The sequence below is a fragment of the Microbacterium halophytorum genome (assembly GCF_002970975.1).
Taxonomy (GTDB): Bacteria; Actinomycetota; Actinomycetes; order Actinomycetales; family Microbacteriaceae; genus Microbacterium; species Microbacterium halophytorum.
In genome coordinates this window covers 15581-31539 of the sequence record NZ_PNFA01000017.1, presented here as the reverse complement: position 1 = coordinate 31539, position 15959 = coordinate 15581, and the positions used below count along the sequence as shown (strand labels likewise).

Sequence of the window (15959 nt, the reverse complement as noted above, 5' to 3'; positions counted from 1 at the left end):
CCCCTCGCACCGCGTCGGGCCCGCGCGGCGCCGGCACCCAGGCACAGGCAAGCCGGGGAGGCCGCGTCGGGCCCGCGCGGCGGGCGGTCCGCGGCCTCAGGCGTCGGGGAACTCCGGCAGGTCGGGCACGGCGGGCGTCGCGTCGGCGAGCGCCTGGTCGACCGTCGAGCGCACGAGCGCCGACAGGAACCCGCCGGGATTGTCGACCCCGATCCCGCGCAGGAGCCCCGTGGACTGCCGCACGATCTGGCGGGAGAACTCCGACGCCGTCGCGATCGCCTCGGCGTAGTCGGGCCTGTCGCCCTCCGCGATCACGACGGGCTCGCACCCCATCTCGACGGCGAGGGCCTGCGCGATCGGCAGGACGGGTGCCGGCGCCGTGACGCCGGCGAACGCGGCCGCGAGCTGGCGCAGGTCGATGCGCGTGCCTGTGAACGACATCGCCGGATGGACGGCGAGCGGGATCGCGCCCCTCTCGACCGCCGGCCGAAGCACCTCGATGCCGTTGGCCGGGTCCGTGTGCAGAACGAGCTGTCCCATCTGGAAGTGCCCTGCCTCCGCCAGGCCGCGCACGGTCGCAGCCAGCTCGGCGCTCGGCACCGTGAGGAGGACGAGCTCGCTGCGGCGGAGCACTTCGGGAGCATCGAGCACCGGCATCCCCGGCAGCACCGCCGCCGCGCGGTCGTCGTCGGTCGCCGGCGTCCGGGCGGTCAGTGCGTGCCCCGCGCCCGCAAGAGCGGCCGCCAGCACGGGGCCGACGCGGCCCGAGCCGATCACTCCGACGCCGAGCCGCCCATCGCGCATCACGCGGACGCCTCCGTCGGCGGCTCCCGATCCGGCGACGGCGATGCGCCCCGCGCCTCGGGCGCCGTCGCCGGCGGAGCGGCGGCATCGGGCGCGGAACCGGCCGTTCGCTGCGCGGCGACGGCCTGCGCGTCGTGCCCCGCTGGCCCGACGTACGGCGGCCCGCCGGGAGCGTGCGCCGCGGCCCCGGGAGCACCGGCCGGTGCCATCGCCGGCAGCGCCGAGACCGTCCCCGGCACGGGCTCCGCCGTGCCCCAGCGGTGTGCGGGGTCGTTCGCCGCCGCCGCGACCGCCGCGCGGCGCACCCGCTCGAGCAGCTCGGTCGCGTCGTCGCGCTCCATGCCGACGAACTGACCCGAAATCACGCCCGCGACGGCGTGGGCCTGCGCCCACGCGACCTTCTGCATCCGGTCGATCGGCCCCTGCGCGATCGACAGCCCCTGCAGGCGGGCGAGCGGGAACACCGCCTGCTTGCGCCAGACGACGCCGCGGCGCAGGAACAGGCCGTAGTCGCTGACGGCGAAGCCGTGCCGGCGGAACGAGACCGGCCGCCGCCACCAGCCGCGGCGGGCCATCGTGCGATACGGGTCGTCGGCACCCTCGACGGGCCCGAACATGCCGTTGTCGATCAGCAGCGGAAGGTCGGCGACCGGCAGGTGGGGCAGGCAGACCCGCAGCACGCGCTCGACGTCGGCGCGCGTGCCGACGGGCAGCACCTGCGAGAACTGCTGCGCCTGCCCCGACTGCTGCTGGCTCGCGCTCTTGCCCGAGACGCGGTTGACGCGGATGTGCCACCAGCCGAACGGTCGCCAGAACAGAGGCTGCGTGATCTCGAGCGCGTGGATGCGGCCGGGCGGGATCGTCTGCGTCGTCGTGGTCGTGAGGCCGTAGGTGACGCGCACGCCGTTCGGGGTGTCCGCGATCGAGTAGCGGAGCGCCTTCGAGACCTTCGCCCACAGGATGGCGACGATCGCGATGCCGAACGAGATCGCCGTGACGAGCCCGACCGAGCCGAGGATGAGGAAGCCCTCGCCCGCGCCGTCCTCGTTCCCCGTCGCGACCGGGATGAGGCCGATGAGCACCGCCAACCAGATGATGCCGAACATCACGACCCACCCGGCGATGTCGAGCAGCTGCGCTCCGATGATGCGGCCCGTCGGCAGCTTCACGAGGCTCTCGGGCGCGACGTCGGCGGTGTCGACGCCGTCGATCAGGCCCTGCACGCCGGCGCTGACGGTCGCGCTCACGGCGCCGCGGCCCTCCGCCGGCGCCTGCTTCGCGGCGCGCGCCTCTGCCCGCGCGGCCCTGACGCCCGATGCGAGGCGCAGGATGTCGGCCCGCACCTCCTCCGCACGTGCCGTTCCGAGGTACTCGAGCGGCACGTTCGCGTCGGTGCCCGCGCCGTCGACCTCGAGCTTGGCGATGCCGACGAGCCGCCCGACGAACGGGCGCGTGAGGTTCACGCCCTGCACGCGGTCGAGCGGCGCGCGCCGCTGCGTGCGGAAGACGACACCGCGCCGGATCTCGACGTGGTCGTCCGTGATCCGGAACTCGTGCCGGCGCCAGCTCAGCCAGAACAGCCCGCAGATGATCGCGACGACGAGGAGCACGCCGAGCATCGCGATCAGCACGAAGTTGTTCGCGAGGGTCCAGTCGATCGCCCAGCCGACGGGGTCGCCGTTCTCGTACTCGACGTCGATGCCGGCGTTGCCGTCGAAGATGGCCACGAACCAGGCGATGAGCCTGTCGCGAAGGTTCGCGACGATGACGCCGACGATGATGACGAGCGCGATGCCGCCGCGGAACAGCGGCGTGAGCGGGTGCAGCCGGTGCCACTCGCCGTCGGCGAGCGTCGACGAGCCGCCGCCCGCGAGCGGTGCGGTCGCCGACGCGTCTGATACGGGCTGAGGCGTCACAGGCCGGTCCGCCTCGTCTCGGCGACCTCGATCAGGGTGTCGCGCAGCGACTCCGCCGCATCCTGCGACAGGCCGGGGATCTCGACGCCGGTCGTCGCGGCCGCCGTGATCATCTTGAGCTTCGCGATTCCGAAGGCGCGGTCCATCGGCCCGTGCGTGATGTCGACGAGCTGCATTCGGCCGTACGGCACCGCGACGATGCGCTGCCACAGGATGCCCTTGCGGAACACCAGGTCGTCCTCGCGCAGCATGTAGCCGAGCGCGCGGGCCTGCCGGGGCAGGATGATCTGCGTGATCACGGTCACCACGACGATGGCGCCCGCCGCGATCCACGCCCACCACTGCTCGGCGATCAGGTAGAGCGCCGTGGCCGCGACGAGCGCGAGCACGACGACGATCGCGTTCTGCACCGTCTGCGACAGGACGTACTTGGGCGAGATCTGGTGCCACGTGCCGTCGAGGGCGAGCCGGTTCTCGGAGCGCGGCTCGCGGATCTGCTCGTACGTGCCCTCGTCGAGCACGGGGGCGGCCTCGGGCGCGATCCCCGAAGGCGGCGGTGGAACGATGCCCGACCCGTCAGGTCGTGGGCTCGGCTCCTGGCCCGGCGTCTGGCTGGTCTCGGTCATCGGGATCCTTCGGCAGGGTGCACATGTACTCGGCGAACAGCGCCGCCGCGACCAGGGCGGCGCTGGCCCCCACCGCGGCGATGATCGCTGTCATCGACCCTACCGGCGGAACCACGGGCCGGGAAGCGAGGAAGACCAGAAGGCCGGCGCACACGCCGCCGACGAGAGCGCCGACGAGGCTCGACGCCTTCGCGAGCACGGCGACGCGCAGCGCGCGGAACGGATCGACGCGCGGCGCCTTCGCGTCCTTCACCGACTTCCGGATGGGCCAGGCGAGGGCGATGCACGCCCCGCCCAGCACGACGAGCATGATGCTCAGGCCGACCGGCGGCGTGAACGTGGGGTGCCCCGTCGCCGAGAGGAGCTGGTCGATCAGGTAGCCGGCACCGCCGCCGAGGACCGCGGCGACGACGAGGGCGATCGGTTCCGTCCTCTTCACGGCGCGCCCTCCCCTGCGCCTCGCGCATCCTGCGCCGCGCGCAGCGCCGCGAGCAGCTCATCGGCGCGCCCCCGGCCGGGCACCGCGGCATCGGGGTCGAGCTCGAGCCACGGGCCGAGCACGAAGTCGCGCTCGTGCGCGCGCGGGTGCGGCAGCGTCAGGAGCGGGTCGTCGCTCACGGCGCCGCCGTACGCGATCACGTCCAGGTCGAGCGTTCGGTCGCCCCAGCGCTCCTCGCGCACCCGGCCGTGCGCGTTCTCGATGCCCTGAAGCGCCGCGAGCAGCTCGTCGGCGCCGAGCGTCGTCGTGACGACGGCGACGGCGTTGACGTACCCGGGCTTGGTCGGGTCGGGCCCCGAGAGCGTGATCGCGACCGACTCGACGGGCGTCGACATCCGGATGCCGTGCACGCCGTCGAGCGCCGCGATCTCGCGCGCCGCGGCGGTGAGCGTCGCGTACCGATCGCCGAGATTCGCGCCGAACGCGACCACGGCGGCCACCGCGGCCCGCCCGGCGGGGGCCGGCTCGGCCGGTGCGTGCGCGCGCGCGCCGGAGGTCCGATCGACGGGCCCGACGCCCGGGCGCCGCGCCGTCACCGCGCGCCCGTTCCGCGGCGCTCGCGCGTCGCCGTGACGGCGACGTCGCGGAAGCTCTGCTCGATCGGGGCGTGGGGCTTGTGCACCGCGACGACCGCGGCGTCGATCCGCGCGTCGAAGGCCAGCACGGCGTCGGCGATGCGCGCCGCGAGCGTCTCGATGAGGTTCACCGGCTCTCCCCCGACGATCGCCGCGACGGCGTCGGCGAGCTCGCCGTAGTGCACCGTGTCGGCGACGTCGTCGCTCGCGGCGGCCGGCGCGGTGTCGAGCCGGAGCGACACGTCGACGACGAACTCCTGGCCGTTCTCGCGCTCGAAGTCGAACACTCCGTGGCGGCCGAACACCGCCAGCCCGTTCAGCTCGATCGTGCCGGGCACCGCCGCACCGCCGCGCCCTTCCGCCGGCGCGTCTGCATCCGGCGCCTCTTCACCGCTCGCCACCGCGCCGATACCGGCGGGCGCCCACTCCCCGAGCACCGCGAGCGCGTCGGTCGTCGCCGCCACGTCGTGCACGCGCACGCCGTACGCCCCGGCCTGCGCCGCCAGCACGCTGACGACGGCGCTCGCGAAGTCGCGGCGGTCGCGCGACGGGTCCTCGCCCAGCGCCGTCGCGAGGAAGCGCTTGCGCGACACCCCGACGAGCACGGGGAGCCCGAGCGCGCGCACCTCGTCGAGCTCGCGGAGCGCTGCCCAGCTCTGCTCCGGCGTCTTGGCGAACCCAATGCCGGGGTCGAGGATGACCTGGTCGCGCCGCACGCCGGCGGCGATCGCCTGCGCGACGCGTTCGGACAGCTCGGCGGCGATCTCGGCGCCGACGCGTTCGTATCGCGCCATCCGGTACATGTCGGAGGACGGGCCGCGCCAATGCCCGATGGCGATCTGCACGCCCGCGGCGGCGGCGACCTCGAAGATCCGGGGGTCCTCCAGCCCGCCCGAGACGTCGTTCACGATGCGGGCGCCCGCGGCGACCGCGCGCTCGGCGACCACGGCGCGGTACGTGTCGACGCTCACGACGGCCTCGCCTGCCAGGGCCTCGATCACCGGGAGCACGCGGCGCAGCTCCTCCTCGGCGCCGATCGGCATCGAGCCGGGCCTGGTCGATTCGCCGCCGATGTCGAGGATCGTCGCGCCGGCGGCGAGCAGCTCCCGCCCGTGGGCGATCGCCCTGCCCTGGTCGAAGAACTCGCCGCCGTCGCTGAACGAATCGGGCGTGACGTTCACGACGCCCCAGACCTCCATCAGCGCGCTCCCCCCGCGTCCGGATCGGCCGGCTCACCCGCCGCGATGAGGGCCATGATCTCGGCGCGCGCGGCCGGCTCGGCGAGCTCGCCGCGGCTCGCGATCGTGACGGTCGAACTGCCGGACTGCTGGGGCCCGCGCAGCGTGACGCAGCCGTGCACGGCGTCGAGCACCACGACGACGCCGCGGGCGTCGAGCGCGTCGGCGATCGTGTCGGCGATCTGCTCGCCGAGCCGCTCCTGCACCTGGGGGCGGTTCGCCAGGATGTCGATCACGCGCGGGAACGCGCCGAGCCCGACGACCCTGTCGCCCGGCAGGTACGCGATGTGCGCCGTGCCCGCGCTCGGCAGCAGGTGGTGCTCGCACACGGAGCGGAACCGGATGCCCCGCACGATCACGGGGCCGGAGGGCTCGGTCTCGGGCGCCGGCCCGCTCGCGACGCTGATGGTCGCGGCGAGCGGCCCCGCGGCGTCCTGCGCGAGGCCGCCGAACATCTCGGCGGCCATCCCGGCGACGCGCTCCGGGGTCTTCGTGAGGCCGGGGCGATCCGGGTCCTCACCGATCGCGAGGAGGAACTCGCGCGTCAGGGCCGCGATGCGCTCGCGGTCCACGCCATCCGGCACGGCCATGGCTCAGGCGGTCGCCGGTCGGGTCGTGCCGGTCGCGGGGTTCGGCTGCGAGGCCTGCGCCTGCGGCGCCTCGGCGTTCGCGGCGATCGCCACGTCGGACGCGCGCGCGGGGACCTCGATCGGCGGCAGATCGGAGCCGGGGCGGTCGCCGCTCGACAGCCACTGCGGGCGCATCGGGAGCTTGCGCACGTTGGCGAAGATCTCGTCGAGCCGGTGGTGGTCGAGCGTCTCCTTCTCGAGGAGCTCGTGCGCCAGCTGGTCGAGGATGTCGCGGTTCGCGTTCAGCACCTCGTACGCCTCGTCGTGGGCCTGTTCGATGAGCGCGCGCACCTCGGCGTCGATCGTCGAGGCGGAGCCGTCGGAATAGTCGCGCCCGTGGCCCATGTCGCGGCCCATGAACACCTCGCCGCTGCCGCCGGAGAGCATGACGGGGCCGACGGCCGTCGTCATGCCGTACTCGGTGACCATCTTGCGGGCCGTCGAGGTCGCCTTCTGGATGTCGTTCGACGCGCCCGTCGTCGGGTCGTGGAACACGATCTCCTCGGCGACGCGGCCGCCCATCGCGTACGTGAGCTGGTCCTGCAGCTCGTTGCGCGTGATCGAGAACTTGTCCTCGAGCGGCAGCACCATCGTGTAGCCGAGGGCCTTGCCGCGCGGCAGGATCGTGATCTTCGTGACGGGGTCGGAGAAGTTCATGGCCGCCGCCGCGAGAGCGTGGCCGCCCTCGTGGTACGCCGTGATCAGGCGCTCCTTGTCCTTCATCACTCGCGTGCGCCGCTGCGGGCCGCCGATGACGCGGTCGATCGCCTCGTCGAGCGCGCGGTGGTCGATGAGCTGCGCGTTCGAGCGCGCCGTGAGCAGCGCCGCCTCGTTGAGGACGTTCGCGAGGTCGGCGCCCGTGAAGCCCGGCGTCTTGCGCGCAACGGAGTCGAGGTCGACGCTGTCGGCGAGAGGCTTGCCGCGCCCGTGCACCTCGAGGATCTGCTTGCGGCCCGCGAGGTCGGGCGCGTCGACGCCGATCTGGCGGTCGAAGCGGCCGGGGCGCAGCAGCGCCGGGTCGAGGATGTCCGGGCGGTTCGTCGCGGCGATCACGATCACGTTCGCCTTGGGGTCGAAGCCGTCCATCTCGACGAGCATCTGGTTCAGCGTCTGCTCGCGCTCGTCGTGGCCGCCGCCCATGCCGGCGCCGCGCTGGCGGCCGACGGCATCGATCTCGTCGATGAAGATGATGGCCGGGGAGTTCTCCTTGGCCTGGTTGAACAGGTCGCGCACGCGGCTCGCACCGACGCCGACGAACATCTCGACGAAGTCCGAACCGGAGATCGAGTAGAACGGCACGCCCGCCTCGCCCGCGACGGCCCTGGCGAGCAGCGTCTTGCCCGTTCCGGGAGGGCCGTAGAGCATGACGCCCTTCGGGATGCGCGCGCCGACGGCCTGGTACTTCGAGGGGTCCGCGAGGAAGTCCTTGATCTCCTGCAGCTCTTCGAGCGCCTCGTCGGCGCCGGCGACGTCCGCGAACGTCACATCCGGATGCTCCTTGTTGGCGATCTTCGCCTTCGACTTGCCGAACTGCGCCATCTTGCCGCCGCCCTGCGCGTTCGCGAGCAGGAACCAGAACAGCAGGCCGAGCAGCAGCACGGGGATCATGAAGGTCAGCAGGCTGCCCAGGATGCTCTGCTGCGGCACGTCGTCGTCGAAACCGTCGGCCGGCGCCGCCGTCTCGACCGCGGCGACGACCTCGTCGGCGCGGGCGCCGACGTAGTAGAACTGCACGTCCTCCGAGCCCTCGAAGGCCTCGGAGAGGTGCATGTCGACCCGCTGGTTGCCGTCGGTGATCGTGACCTCGGTCACGGTGTCGCCGCCGAGCAGCTCCATGCCCTGCTGGGTGGTGATCTGCTTCGGCCCCGCGAGCGAGTTGATCAGGATGAAACCCGCAATGAGAAGCACGCCGATCAGCAGCACATAGATCAGCGGATTGCGGGTGATCTTCTTGGCTTTCATAGTGCGGGCTGCGCCCGTGCTCCCTCGGGGTCGACGAACTGCGCGCCGAAGCGCGTCCAGCCTCCAGGCTATCGCGCGGCCACTATGGCGCTTCTGAATTCGCCCGAGGCGTAACGCGCGAGCGGCGGCCGAGGTCGAGCGGCGCCCTGGCACCGCTCCGATCAGGAGTAGACGTGAGGAGCGAGGACCGCGACGTCGCGCAGGTTTCGGTAGTGCTCGGCGAAGTCGAGGCCGTAGCCGACGACGAACTCGTTCGGGATGTCGAAGCCGAGGTAGCGGCAGTCGATCTCGACCTTCACGGCCTCCGGCTTGCGCAGCAGCGCGAAGACCTCGACCGACTCGGCACCGCGCTCCGCGAAGTTCTTCAGCAGCCAGCTCAGCGTGAGGCCGGAGTCGATGATGTCCTCGACGATCAGCACGTGGTAGCCGCCGAGGTCGGTGTCGAGGTCCTTGCGGATCTGCACGACTCCGCTGGACTTGGTGCCCGCCCCGTAGCTCGACACCGCCATCCAGTCCATCTCGATCTCGCGGTCGAGGTGGCGCGAGAAGTCGACCATCACCGTGGCAGCCCCCTTCAGCACGCCGACGAGCAGGAGCTTCTTGCCCTCGTAGTCGGCCTCCACCTGCCGAGCGATCTCGGCGAGCTTGTCGCCTATCTGCTCCTCGGTCACGAGGATGTCGGTCAGCTGGTCGGCGATATCCGCGGCGCGCATGCATCGATCCTACGCATTGCCGAATGGGAATCGCATGCCGCCTGCTCCTCAGCGGGAGGCGGAGGAGCGGGAAGCGCGAGGAACGGTCAACGCGCGGTGAGCACGATGAGCGCGCCGCGGCGGGTCGCCGCGAAGCCCGGCAGGTCGATGGGCCCCTGGCCCCGCCAATCGGTGACGAGGCGGGCGATCTCGAGGGTGTGCCGGCGCGTGAGCGACGCATCGAACTCGCTCGCGGCCACGTGCCGGATGATCCGGTTCCGGATGGCCGCCGGGTTGGCCGCCAGCGCCGCGACCGAGATCGCGATGCCGGCCTCGGCGTGTTCGACGATGTCCTCGATCGTCTCGTCGATCATGTCGGCGAACGCCTCGTTGTCCTCGCGGAGCTGCTCGGCCGTCCGAGCGAGCGCATCGGCGATGCCGGGGCCGAGTTCACGCTCCAGCACCGGCAGCACCGTCTCGCGCACGCGCACGCGGCCGAACCGCTCGTCTGAGTTGTGCGGGTCCTCCCACGCCTCGATGCCGGCCGCGGCGCAGAACGCGCGCGTCTCGGCGCGGCGCAGCCCCAGCAGCGGGCGCTCCCACGCGAGCCCTCGCTCGTCGATGCGGCGCGGCGCCATCCCCTGCAGACTGCCGGCGCCGGCGCCGCGGGCGAGGGCGAGCAGCACCGTCTCGGCCTGGTCGTCGAGCGTGTGGCCGAGCAGGACGGCCGCGGCGCCGGTCTCGGACGCGGCGCGTGAGATCGCGGCGTACCGCGCGGTGCGGGCCGCGGCCTCCGGCCCGCCGTCCGTTCCCACCTCGACGCGTGCGACGCGCGCATCCGGGATCCCGAGCCCGCGTGCCTGGGCCGCCGCGCGCTCGGCGACCTCGGCGGAGCCCGGCTGCAAGCCGTGGTCGACCGTGACGGCCGCGATGCCGAGGCCGAGGCCCCGCGCTTCGTGAGCCGCGGCCGCGGCGAGCGCGAGCGAATCGGCGCCGCCGGAGAGCGCGACGAGGATCGTCGCGCCGCTCTCGGCGAACGGCTGGAGCGCCTCGCGCACGGCGAGTCGGACGGCGGCGATCGCGGGGTCGAGCATGCGCTCACGCTACCGCGGGGCCGCCCGCCCCGCCCGCGACCGACGCGCGGCGTCCGGATGCGCACCGACGCGTCGAGACCGGCCGCCGGGCGCCGCGCGGAACCGGCCCGCGCCCCGGTGACGGGGAGCCCGCGCGCCGCACCCGACTCGACCCGTCCGCCCCGGCGCCGCTCGAACTCCCCGGGGTGCCGCCGGTAGGCTTGTCGCGGATTCCAACCGTTCTTCTGAAGGAGCACACGCATGGGCGCATACGACGCCGTCATCGAGATCCCGCGCGGAAGCCGCGTGAAGTACGAGGTCGACCACGAGACGGGCCGCGTCTTCCTGGACCGCGTGCTGTACACGACATTCGGCTACCCGAGTGACTACGGCTTCTTCGAGAACACGCTCGGCGAGGACGGCGACCCGCTCGACGTGCTCGTGATCATGGACCACTCGGTCTACCCGGGCGTCGGCGTCAAGGTGCGCCCCGTCGCCGTGCTGAAGATGAGCGACGAGGCCGGCGGCGACGACAAGGTCGTGGCCGTGCTCGCGAAGGACCCGCGCTGGGACCACATCCAGGACGTCGACGACCTCCCGGAGTACACCCGCAAGGAGATCTGCCACTTCTTCGAGCACTACAAGGACCTCGAGCCGGGCAAGTGGGTCAAGGTCGACGAGTGGGCGAACGCCGCCGAGGCCGAGCGCCTCGTCACGGAGGCGTTCGACCGCGCCAAGACGCAGGGCCACTGAGCCGAACGACGAAGGGGACCAGCCGCGCGGCTGGTCCCCTTCGTCGTTCCCGGATGCCGTGCATCCGGCGCGGGCCTCAGAGGTAGACGCCCCGCGACGCCATGAACGGCACAGGGTCGATCTGCGTGCCGCCCTGGAACACCTCGAAGTGCACGTGGCAGCCGAAGGAGTTGCCCGTGTTGCCCTCGTAGCCGATGACCTGCCCGGCAGAGACATACTGGCCGTAGCCGACGGCGACCTGGTTCTGGTGGCCGTAGCCCGTGGCGATGCCATAGCCGTGATCGATCTTGACGAAGTTGCCGTAGCCGCCGAGCGGTCCGGCCCAGATCACCGTGCCGGAGTGAGCGGCGTAGATCGGCGCCCAGCAGCCCGCCGCGATGTCGGTCCCCATGTGCCAGCCGCTCGAGCAGTACCCGGTGCCGCACTGCACCATGCGCGGGCCGAAGCCCGACGTCACGGCGCCGCCGTTCGGCCGCACCCAGCCGGAGCCCGAGCTGGTGTTCGTCGGGGTGCTCGTGTCGTTGCCGCCACCACCGCCGCCGCCACCTCCGCCGCCGCCGGAGTCGTTGTTCTCGCGCTCACGGCGCTCCCGCTCCTCGCGGGCGCGCCGTTCGGCTTCCTCCTGCTGCTTCCGGCGGCGCTCCTCGGCCCGGCGGCGCTGCTCGGCCTCGTATGCCTCCTTGGCCTCGACGCCCTTCTTGTAGTCGGCGACCGTCTTGGTCGTCGTGTCCTTGAGGGCCGCGAGCTGCGCCTCGAGCGTCACGAGGTGCTCCTCCTGCTGCGCGAGAGCGGCCTCCGCCGCCTCCTGCGCGGCGCGCGCTTCCTGGAGCTTCTGCTCGGCCACCTTCTGCAGGCGGTCGCGCTCGTCGCGGGCGACCTCCGCCTGGTCGGAGAGCGACTGGGCCGAATCGCGCGCGGCGACGGCGTCGGCCCGGATCGATTCGTTCTGCTCCGAGAGCTTGTCCATCTGCCCGAGGCGCGCGAGCAGTTCGTCCGCGCTGTCGTCCGATTCGGCGAAGAGGACCCCGAGGGACGTCTCGTTGCCGCTCGTGCGGCTCAGCTGCGCCGCGAGGCGCGCGGCCGCGAGCTCGGCCTCGTCGGCCGCCTTCGCCGCCTCATCGGCCTGCGACTGCAGCTCCTGGAGCCGCTGGGCGGCGGCGAATGCGTCCTGCTGCGCCTCGTAGTACGCGTCCGCCGCTTCCTCGGCGCGCGCCTGGGCCGCCGCGACGTTCTCCTTGAGCTGCGCGATGAGTCCTTCGATGCGCCGGGTCTCCGCGGCCTTGGCCGACTGGTTCGCGCGCGCGTTGGCGACGTCCTCCCACGACGGGTAGTCGGCGGGGTTATACGCCGCTGCCGGTTTGGCGAAGGACGAGATGCTCACGGCGGCAACGCCGACGGCACCGGCTGCCAGCGCGACGCGCCGCGACACGGGCCCCCAGAGGGCGCGCCGCTCCGCCTGCGTCGGCGCGCAGTCGCAATCGGACTCGGGAGTGGTGTCCATCGGGTCGTTCACCGCCTTACTCACTCGCGCCACAGTAGCAACATCAATCACATATGTCACTGACTCAGGCACACGCATCACGCGCCCCACGGGCGCGCTCTCCGCGCCACCTCGGGCACAGATCGCCCTCATCCTGCCCCGCGACACTCCCGAGATGCGGTCGGCGCGCCCTCGATTTGAAGATTCGCGCCGGATGTACGTATGCTTGGTTGTCGGCAACGGAGAGCCAGCAGGTTCGCCCCGGCCCCATCGTTTAGCGGCCTAGGACACCGCCCTTTCACGGCGGCAGCACGGGTTCGAATCCCGTTGGGGTCACTCATGCCGACGAAAATTTCATAAAGTATGGCCCTGTAGCGCAGTTGGTTAGCGTGCCGCCCTGTCACGGCGGAGGTCGCGGGTTCAAGTCCCGTCAGGGTCGCTCTGAGCGACGGGCCTTCTTTCGAGAAGGCCTTTCGCGTAGGATGCGGCAGATGCATCATCGCCGTAAGGCTCTGTAGCTCAGTTGGTAGAGCGCACGACTGAAAATCGTGAGGTCACGGGATCGACGCCCGTCGGAGCCACAAGGATGATCATTACAATCATCCCAGAAACCCTCGCCTAGCTTCTACATGGCGGGGGTTTTGCTCTGCCCGGGCGGGGCAGGCCCGCCGGATCGCTGCACAGGCGACGACGGACCGGTCGCGGTTGCCCGCTGCACTGACGACGGCGGATACCGCTGGAGGAGTGGTACGGCGCGCTGCGCTATGCTTCGGGCACGGCGGGCGATAGCCCTCGGGGCGCGGCAGTCTTCCGGACGGTACGACGAGCCCGCCCACGTCAGCATGCGCGGGGTGCGTGCTCGGTCAGACTGCGTCCGCCGACTCGGCGCGCAGCAGGCGGAAGGACTCGCACACGACCGGCATCTTCGGGTCGAAGCCCTTCGGGTTCTCCGCGTACGTGCGCCAGAAGTGCTCGTGCACCTCGCGCCAGTACGCGAGCGTGCGGTCGCCCTCGCCCTCGGCGCGCGCGTGCTCCGCACCGACCTCGTCGAACGGCACGATCTCGACCGACATCGTCTCGAGCAGCGCACGGGGTGCACCCGAGCCGTCGAGGATGATGCTGTGCGTTCCGGCCGCCGGCAGCTCTTCGCCGAGCGCTTCGACATCCCACAACGACGATGCCGTCGCCGTCTTCACGCCGTCGAGCACGAGCGCGAGCAGACCATCGGCGTGCTCGGGCGTCGCACCGAAGGGCCACGCCTCGGGCACTTCGACGGGCAGCCCGTCGATCTCGTCGCGGCACCGGCTCCAGAAGGCCTCGACGGCCGCGCTGTCCTGCATCCAGCCAGGCTACCGCGGCGTGCGGGCCCAGCGCCGCGGCGAACGTCACCGTCGGGCCGGGCGCTGTCTGCGGCGGGCCCTGATCGGTCTGCCGCACGTCCTGGTCCCTGCGCCGCCTGGCATCGGCTTCACACGCTGCCCTGCGGCGCATGCGGATCAGTCCCCGGAGCCGGTTCCCTCCGCGAACGCCACGAGGTGGCGCACCAGCGCCTCCGGCTCGGTCACCATCGGGAAATGCCCCGTCCGGATCTCCTCGACCCGCCATCCGGGCGTCGACCGGACGCGCTCACGGATCGAGTCGATCGTCCGGTAGGCGGGTTCGGAGCAGTCGACGAACAGGCGAGGAAGCGGATCGAGGAGGGCCGCGTCGTACTCGAGTGGCTCCTGGTACATGCCGAACGGATGCGGCACGTGGCGGCGGCGCAGCCATGCCGCGTCGGCCTCGTCGAGCGCGAAGCCCTCGGCAGGGTCGGGCGGCGGCAGTGCGTTGCCGTGCTCGGCCGCGGCCGCCCTGCGCGCGGCCGCGATCGCCGGCGAGTGCCTGACGCCCCACCCCTCCCCCGGCAGCGGCACCATCGCGTCGACGTAGGCGAGGCCGCCCACGCGCGACGGCTCCGCCGACCGCAGCGCGGCCGCGGCGCCCGTGATCACCATGCCGCCGTAGCTGTGGCCGACCAGGACCACGTCGTCCAGCTCCTCGGCTTCGACCAGCCCCACCACGTCGTCGATGTGGGTGCCGAGCGTGATGTCCGGCCGGCGCAGGTGGGCGCGCTCGCCGTCGCCCGTCAGCGTCACGGCGTGCACCTCGTGCCCGGCGTCGCGCAGCGGACCGAGCACGCGCCGCCACACCCACGCACCGCCCCAGGCGCCGTGGACGAGGACGATCGGACGCGTCACAGGGCGCCCGTGGAGCGCCAGCCGCCCTGGTACTCGAGCCGGGCCGTCTCCGCGTACGGCACGGGGCTCACCACGGCGCGCACGGCGATCTGCTCGTGCGGCTCGACGGTGGTCTTGCCGGATCCGCCATCCGGCTCGCCCCACACCACGCGCACCTCGGTCCCGATCGGGATGTCGCGATCGACCGTCGCGAGCGAGAGCCCGCGCTTCTCGTTCGCGGTGACGCCCGTGAAGAGCGACAGCCCGACGTCCGTGCCGTCGGCGTCGATCACGGCGTCGTAGTTCGACGAGCCGTAATTCGCATTCGGCAGGTCGAAGAACTGATATCCCCGGCCGTCGCGATCGACGGGCGACGCGAGGATCTTGGCGAGGTCCTCGTCGTTCCACGCGAGCGTGACCTTCTTGCGCTGTGCGTCGGTGTTGAGCCGCTCCAGAGCGTCGCGGCCGATGAAGTCGTGGTCGAACTTGACGAAGGAGCCGTAGCCGAGCTCCCACGGGTTGAGGTAGTAGTCGTCGATGCTCTCCGACACGAACGAGCCGGCCAGGGCGTTGACCGCCTCGTAGCTCGACGTCGGCAGCCACTCCCGGAACGCGCGCTCGCCCTCGCCCGAGTAGATCGCCGGCAACGGTGAAGGGATCCATCCCGACTCGAGCGTGTTCGACGAGTACGCGCGCGACCCGCACGGCTCGATGCCGAACTCGGCGCCCGCCTCGAGGATCGCGTCGCGGATCTTCCCGTGCTGCGCGTACGGCCCCCAGATCTCCAGCCCGGGGGCGCCCGCCATGCCGTGGCGGAGAGTGCTCACCCGTTCGCCCGCGATCTCGATCTGGCCCATGTGGAAGAACTTCACCTGCTCGACCGGCCCGCCGGCCAGCTTCTCGATGATCGGCCAGGCGTTCGGGCCCTGGATCTGGAACCGGTAGTAGTCACGGTGCACTGCCTCGCCGTAGGGGCGCGACGGCGAGCGGTCGTCGTAGCGGAACTCGACGTCGTACCCGCCGGTTTCGGCGTGGAACTGGAGCCAGTCCGCCGCGGGCGCGCGACCGACGTAGACGTACTCGCCCTGGGTCTCGTGGAACAGGATTCCGTCACCGATCACGCCGCCGTTCGACGCCGTCGGCACGAACTGCTTCGCCGTGCCGACCGGGAAGTTCGCGAAGCTGTTGATGCCCGTCTCGCTGAGGAGGCGGAGCGCATCGGGGCCCGAGACGAAGAAGTTGACCATATGGTGCGACTGGTCGAACAGTACGGCGCTCTCGCGCCACGCCTTCTGCTCGCGCCTCCAGTTCGAGAACTCCGCTGGCACAACGGGGTAGATGTACGCCCCCAGCCGCGAGTTCCTGAGCAGCTCGACGGCGCTGCCCTTCTCGTCCAGCAGTTCCTGAAGATTGCGCGCCATGGCGACCTCGACTTCCTTGTCCGGGGGCGGTGTGCCCTCACACTAATCCGCACGGTTTGCCTATGTCCAGAGATA

At 72.0% G+C, this 15959-nt stretch carries 15 protein-coding genes and 3 tRNA genes; 4 read left to right on the top strand and 14 right to left on the bottom strand.

Going from position 1 to position 15959, the window contains the following annotated elements:
- Positions 1-96 precede the first annotated feature (96 nt).
- From C0010_RS14265 to tilS, 10 genes are all read right to left on the bottom strand, one after another.
- Entirely contained in the window at positions 97-804 is a 708-nt protein-coding gene (locus tag C0010_RS14265) for a DUF2520 domain-containing protein (RefSeq protein ID WP_105567760.1), read from the bottom strand.
- A complete protein-coding gene (locus C0010_RS14260; protein ID WP_105567759.1) occupies positions 804-2720 on the bottom strand; it encodes a PH domain-containing protein in 1917 nt (638 codons plus the stop codon). The genes C0010_RS14265 and C0010_RS14260 overlap by 1 nt, the downstream gene beginning before the upstream one ends.
- A complete protein-coding gene (locus C0010_RS14255) occupies positions 2717-3346 on the bottom strand; it encodes a PH domain-containing protein (protein WP_105567758.1) in 630 nt (209 codons plus the stop codon). Before C0010_RS14255 ends, C0010_RS14260 begins: the two co-directional genes overlap by 4 nt.
- The gene (locus C0010_RS14250) at positions 3297-3785 is read right to left on the bottom strand and encodes a DUF3180 domain-containing protein (RefSeq protein ID WP_105567757.1); all 489 of its coding nucleotides are present in this window, start codon (positions 3783-3785) and stop codon (positions 3297-3299) included. Before C0010_RS14250 ends, C0010_RS14255 begins: the two co-directional genes overlap by 50 nt.
- On the bottom strand, positions 3782-4381 hold the full coding sequence (folK, locus tag C0010_RS14245) for a 2-amino-4-hydroxy-6-hydroxymethyldihydropteridine diphosphokinase (protein WP_324999418.1): 600 nt from the start codon (positions 4379-4381) through the stop codon (positions 3782-3784). The genes C0010_RS14250 and folK overlap by 4 nt, the downstream gene beginning before the upstream one ends.
- Complete coding sequence (gene folP, locus C0010_RS14240; RefSeq protein WP_232531975.1) at positions 4378-5619, bottom strand: dihydropteroate synthase; 1242 nt, start codon at positions 5617-5619, stop codon at positions 4378-4380. Before folP ends, folK begins: the two co-directional genes overlap by 4 nt.
- Positions 5619-6248: a GTP cyclohydrolase I gene (folE, locus tag C0010_RS14235; RefSeq protein ID WP_105567755.1), complete on the bottom strand. Its 630-nt coding sequence runs from the start codon at positions 6246-6248 to the stop codon at positions 5619-5621. The genes folP and folE overlap by 1 nt, the downstream gene beginning before the upstream one ends.
- A 3-nt stretch (positions 6249-6251) precedes the next feature.
- Positions 6252-8249 (bottom strand): ATP-dependent zinc metalloprotease FtsH, encoded by a 1998-nt coding sequence (gene ftsH / locus C0010_RS14230; RefSeq protein WP_105567754.1) that lies wholly within the window; start codon positions 8247-8249, stop codon positions 6252-6254.
- A gap of 161 nt (positions 8250-8410) precedes the next feature.
- Positions 8411-8962: a hypoxanthine phosphoribosyltransferase gene (hpt, locus tag C0010_RS14225; RefSeq protein ID WP_105567753.1), complete on the bottom strand. Its 552-nt coding sequence runs from the start codon at positions 8960-8962 to the stop codon at positions 8411-8413.
- Positions 8963-9048: 86 nt separating this feature from the next.
- Entirely contained in the window at positions 9049-10035 is a 987-nt protein-coding gene (tilS, locus tag C0010_RS14220; protein WP_105567752.1) for a tRNA lysidine(34) synthetase TilS, read from the bottom strand.
- Between the two features lie 240 nt (positions 10036-10275).
- On the opposite strand from tilS, the gene ppa reads away from it, so the two are divergent.
- On the top strand, positions 10276-10767 hold the full coding sequence (ppa, locus tag C0010_RS14215) for an inorganic diphosphatase (protein ID WP_105567751.1): 492 nt from the start codon (positions 10276-10278) through the stop codon (positions 10765-10767).
- A gap of 76 nt (positions 10768-10843) precedes the next feature.
- Here the strand turns inward: ppa and C0010_RS14210 are convergent, their stop codons facing one another.
- Positions 10844-12292 carry a M23 family metallopeptidase gene (locus C0010_RS14210; RefSeq protein WP_324999413.1) on the bottom strand — a complete coding sequence of 483 codons (1449 nt, stop codon included), beginning with the start codon at positions 12290-12292 and terminating at the stop codon, positions 10844-10846.
- Between the two features lie 218 nt (positions 12293-12510).
- On the opposite strand from C0010_RS14210, the gene C0010_RS14205 reads away from it, so the two are divergent.
- From C0010_RS14205 to C0010_RS14195, 3 genes are all read left to right on the top strand, one after another.
- Positions 12511-12583 (top strand) — tRNA-Glu (locus tag C0010_RS14205).
- A gap of 29 nt (positions 12584-12612) precedes the next feature.
- Positions 12613-12686, top strand: a tRNA-Asp gene (locus C0010_RS14200).
- A gap of 69 nt (positions 12687-12755) precedes the next feature.
- A tRNA-Phe gene (locus C0010_RS14195) sits at positions 12756-12828 on the top strand.
- A gap of 282 nt (positions 12829-13110) precedes the next feature.
- Here C0010_RS14195 and C0010_RS14190 read toward each other — a convergent pair.
- The 3 genes from C0010_RS14190 to ligM form a co-directional block, all read right to left on the bottom strand.
- Positions 13111-13587 (bottom strand): ASCH domain-containing protein, encoded by a 477-nt coding sequence (locus tag C0010_RS14190; RefSeq protein WP_105567749.1) that lies wholly within the window; start codon positions 13585-13587, stop codon positions 13111-13113.
- Between the two features lie 156 nt (positions 13588-13743).
- A complete protein-coding gene (locus C0010_RS15185; protein ID WP_198410860.1) occupies positions 13744-14484 on the bottom strand; it encodes an alpha/beta fold hydrolase in 741 nt (246 codons plus the stop codon).
- Complete coding sequence (gene ligM / locus C0010_RS14180) at positions 14481-15884, bottom strand: vanillate/3-O-methylgallate O-demethylase (protein WP_105567748.1); 1404 nt, start codon at positions 15882-15884, stop codon at positions 14481-14483. The genes C0010_RS15185 and ligM overlap by 4 nt, the downstream gene beginning before the upstream one ends.
- Positions 15885-15959 lie beyond the last annotated feature (75 nt).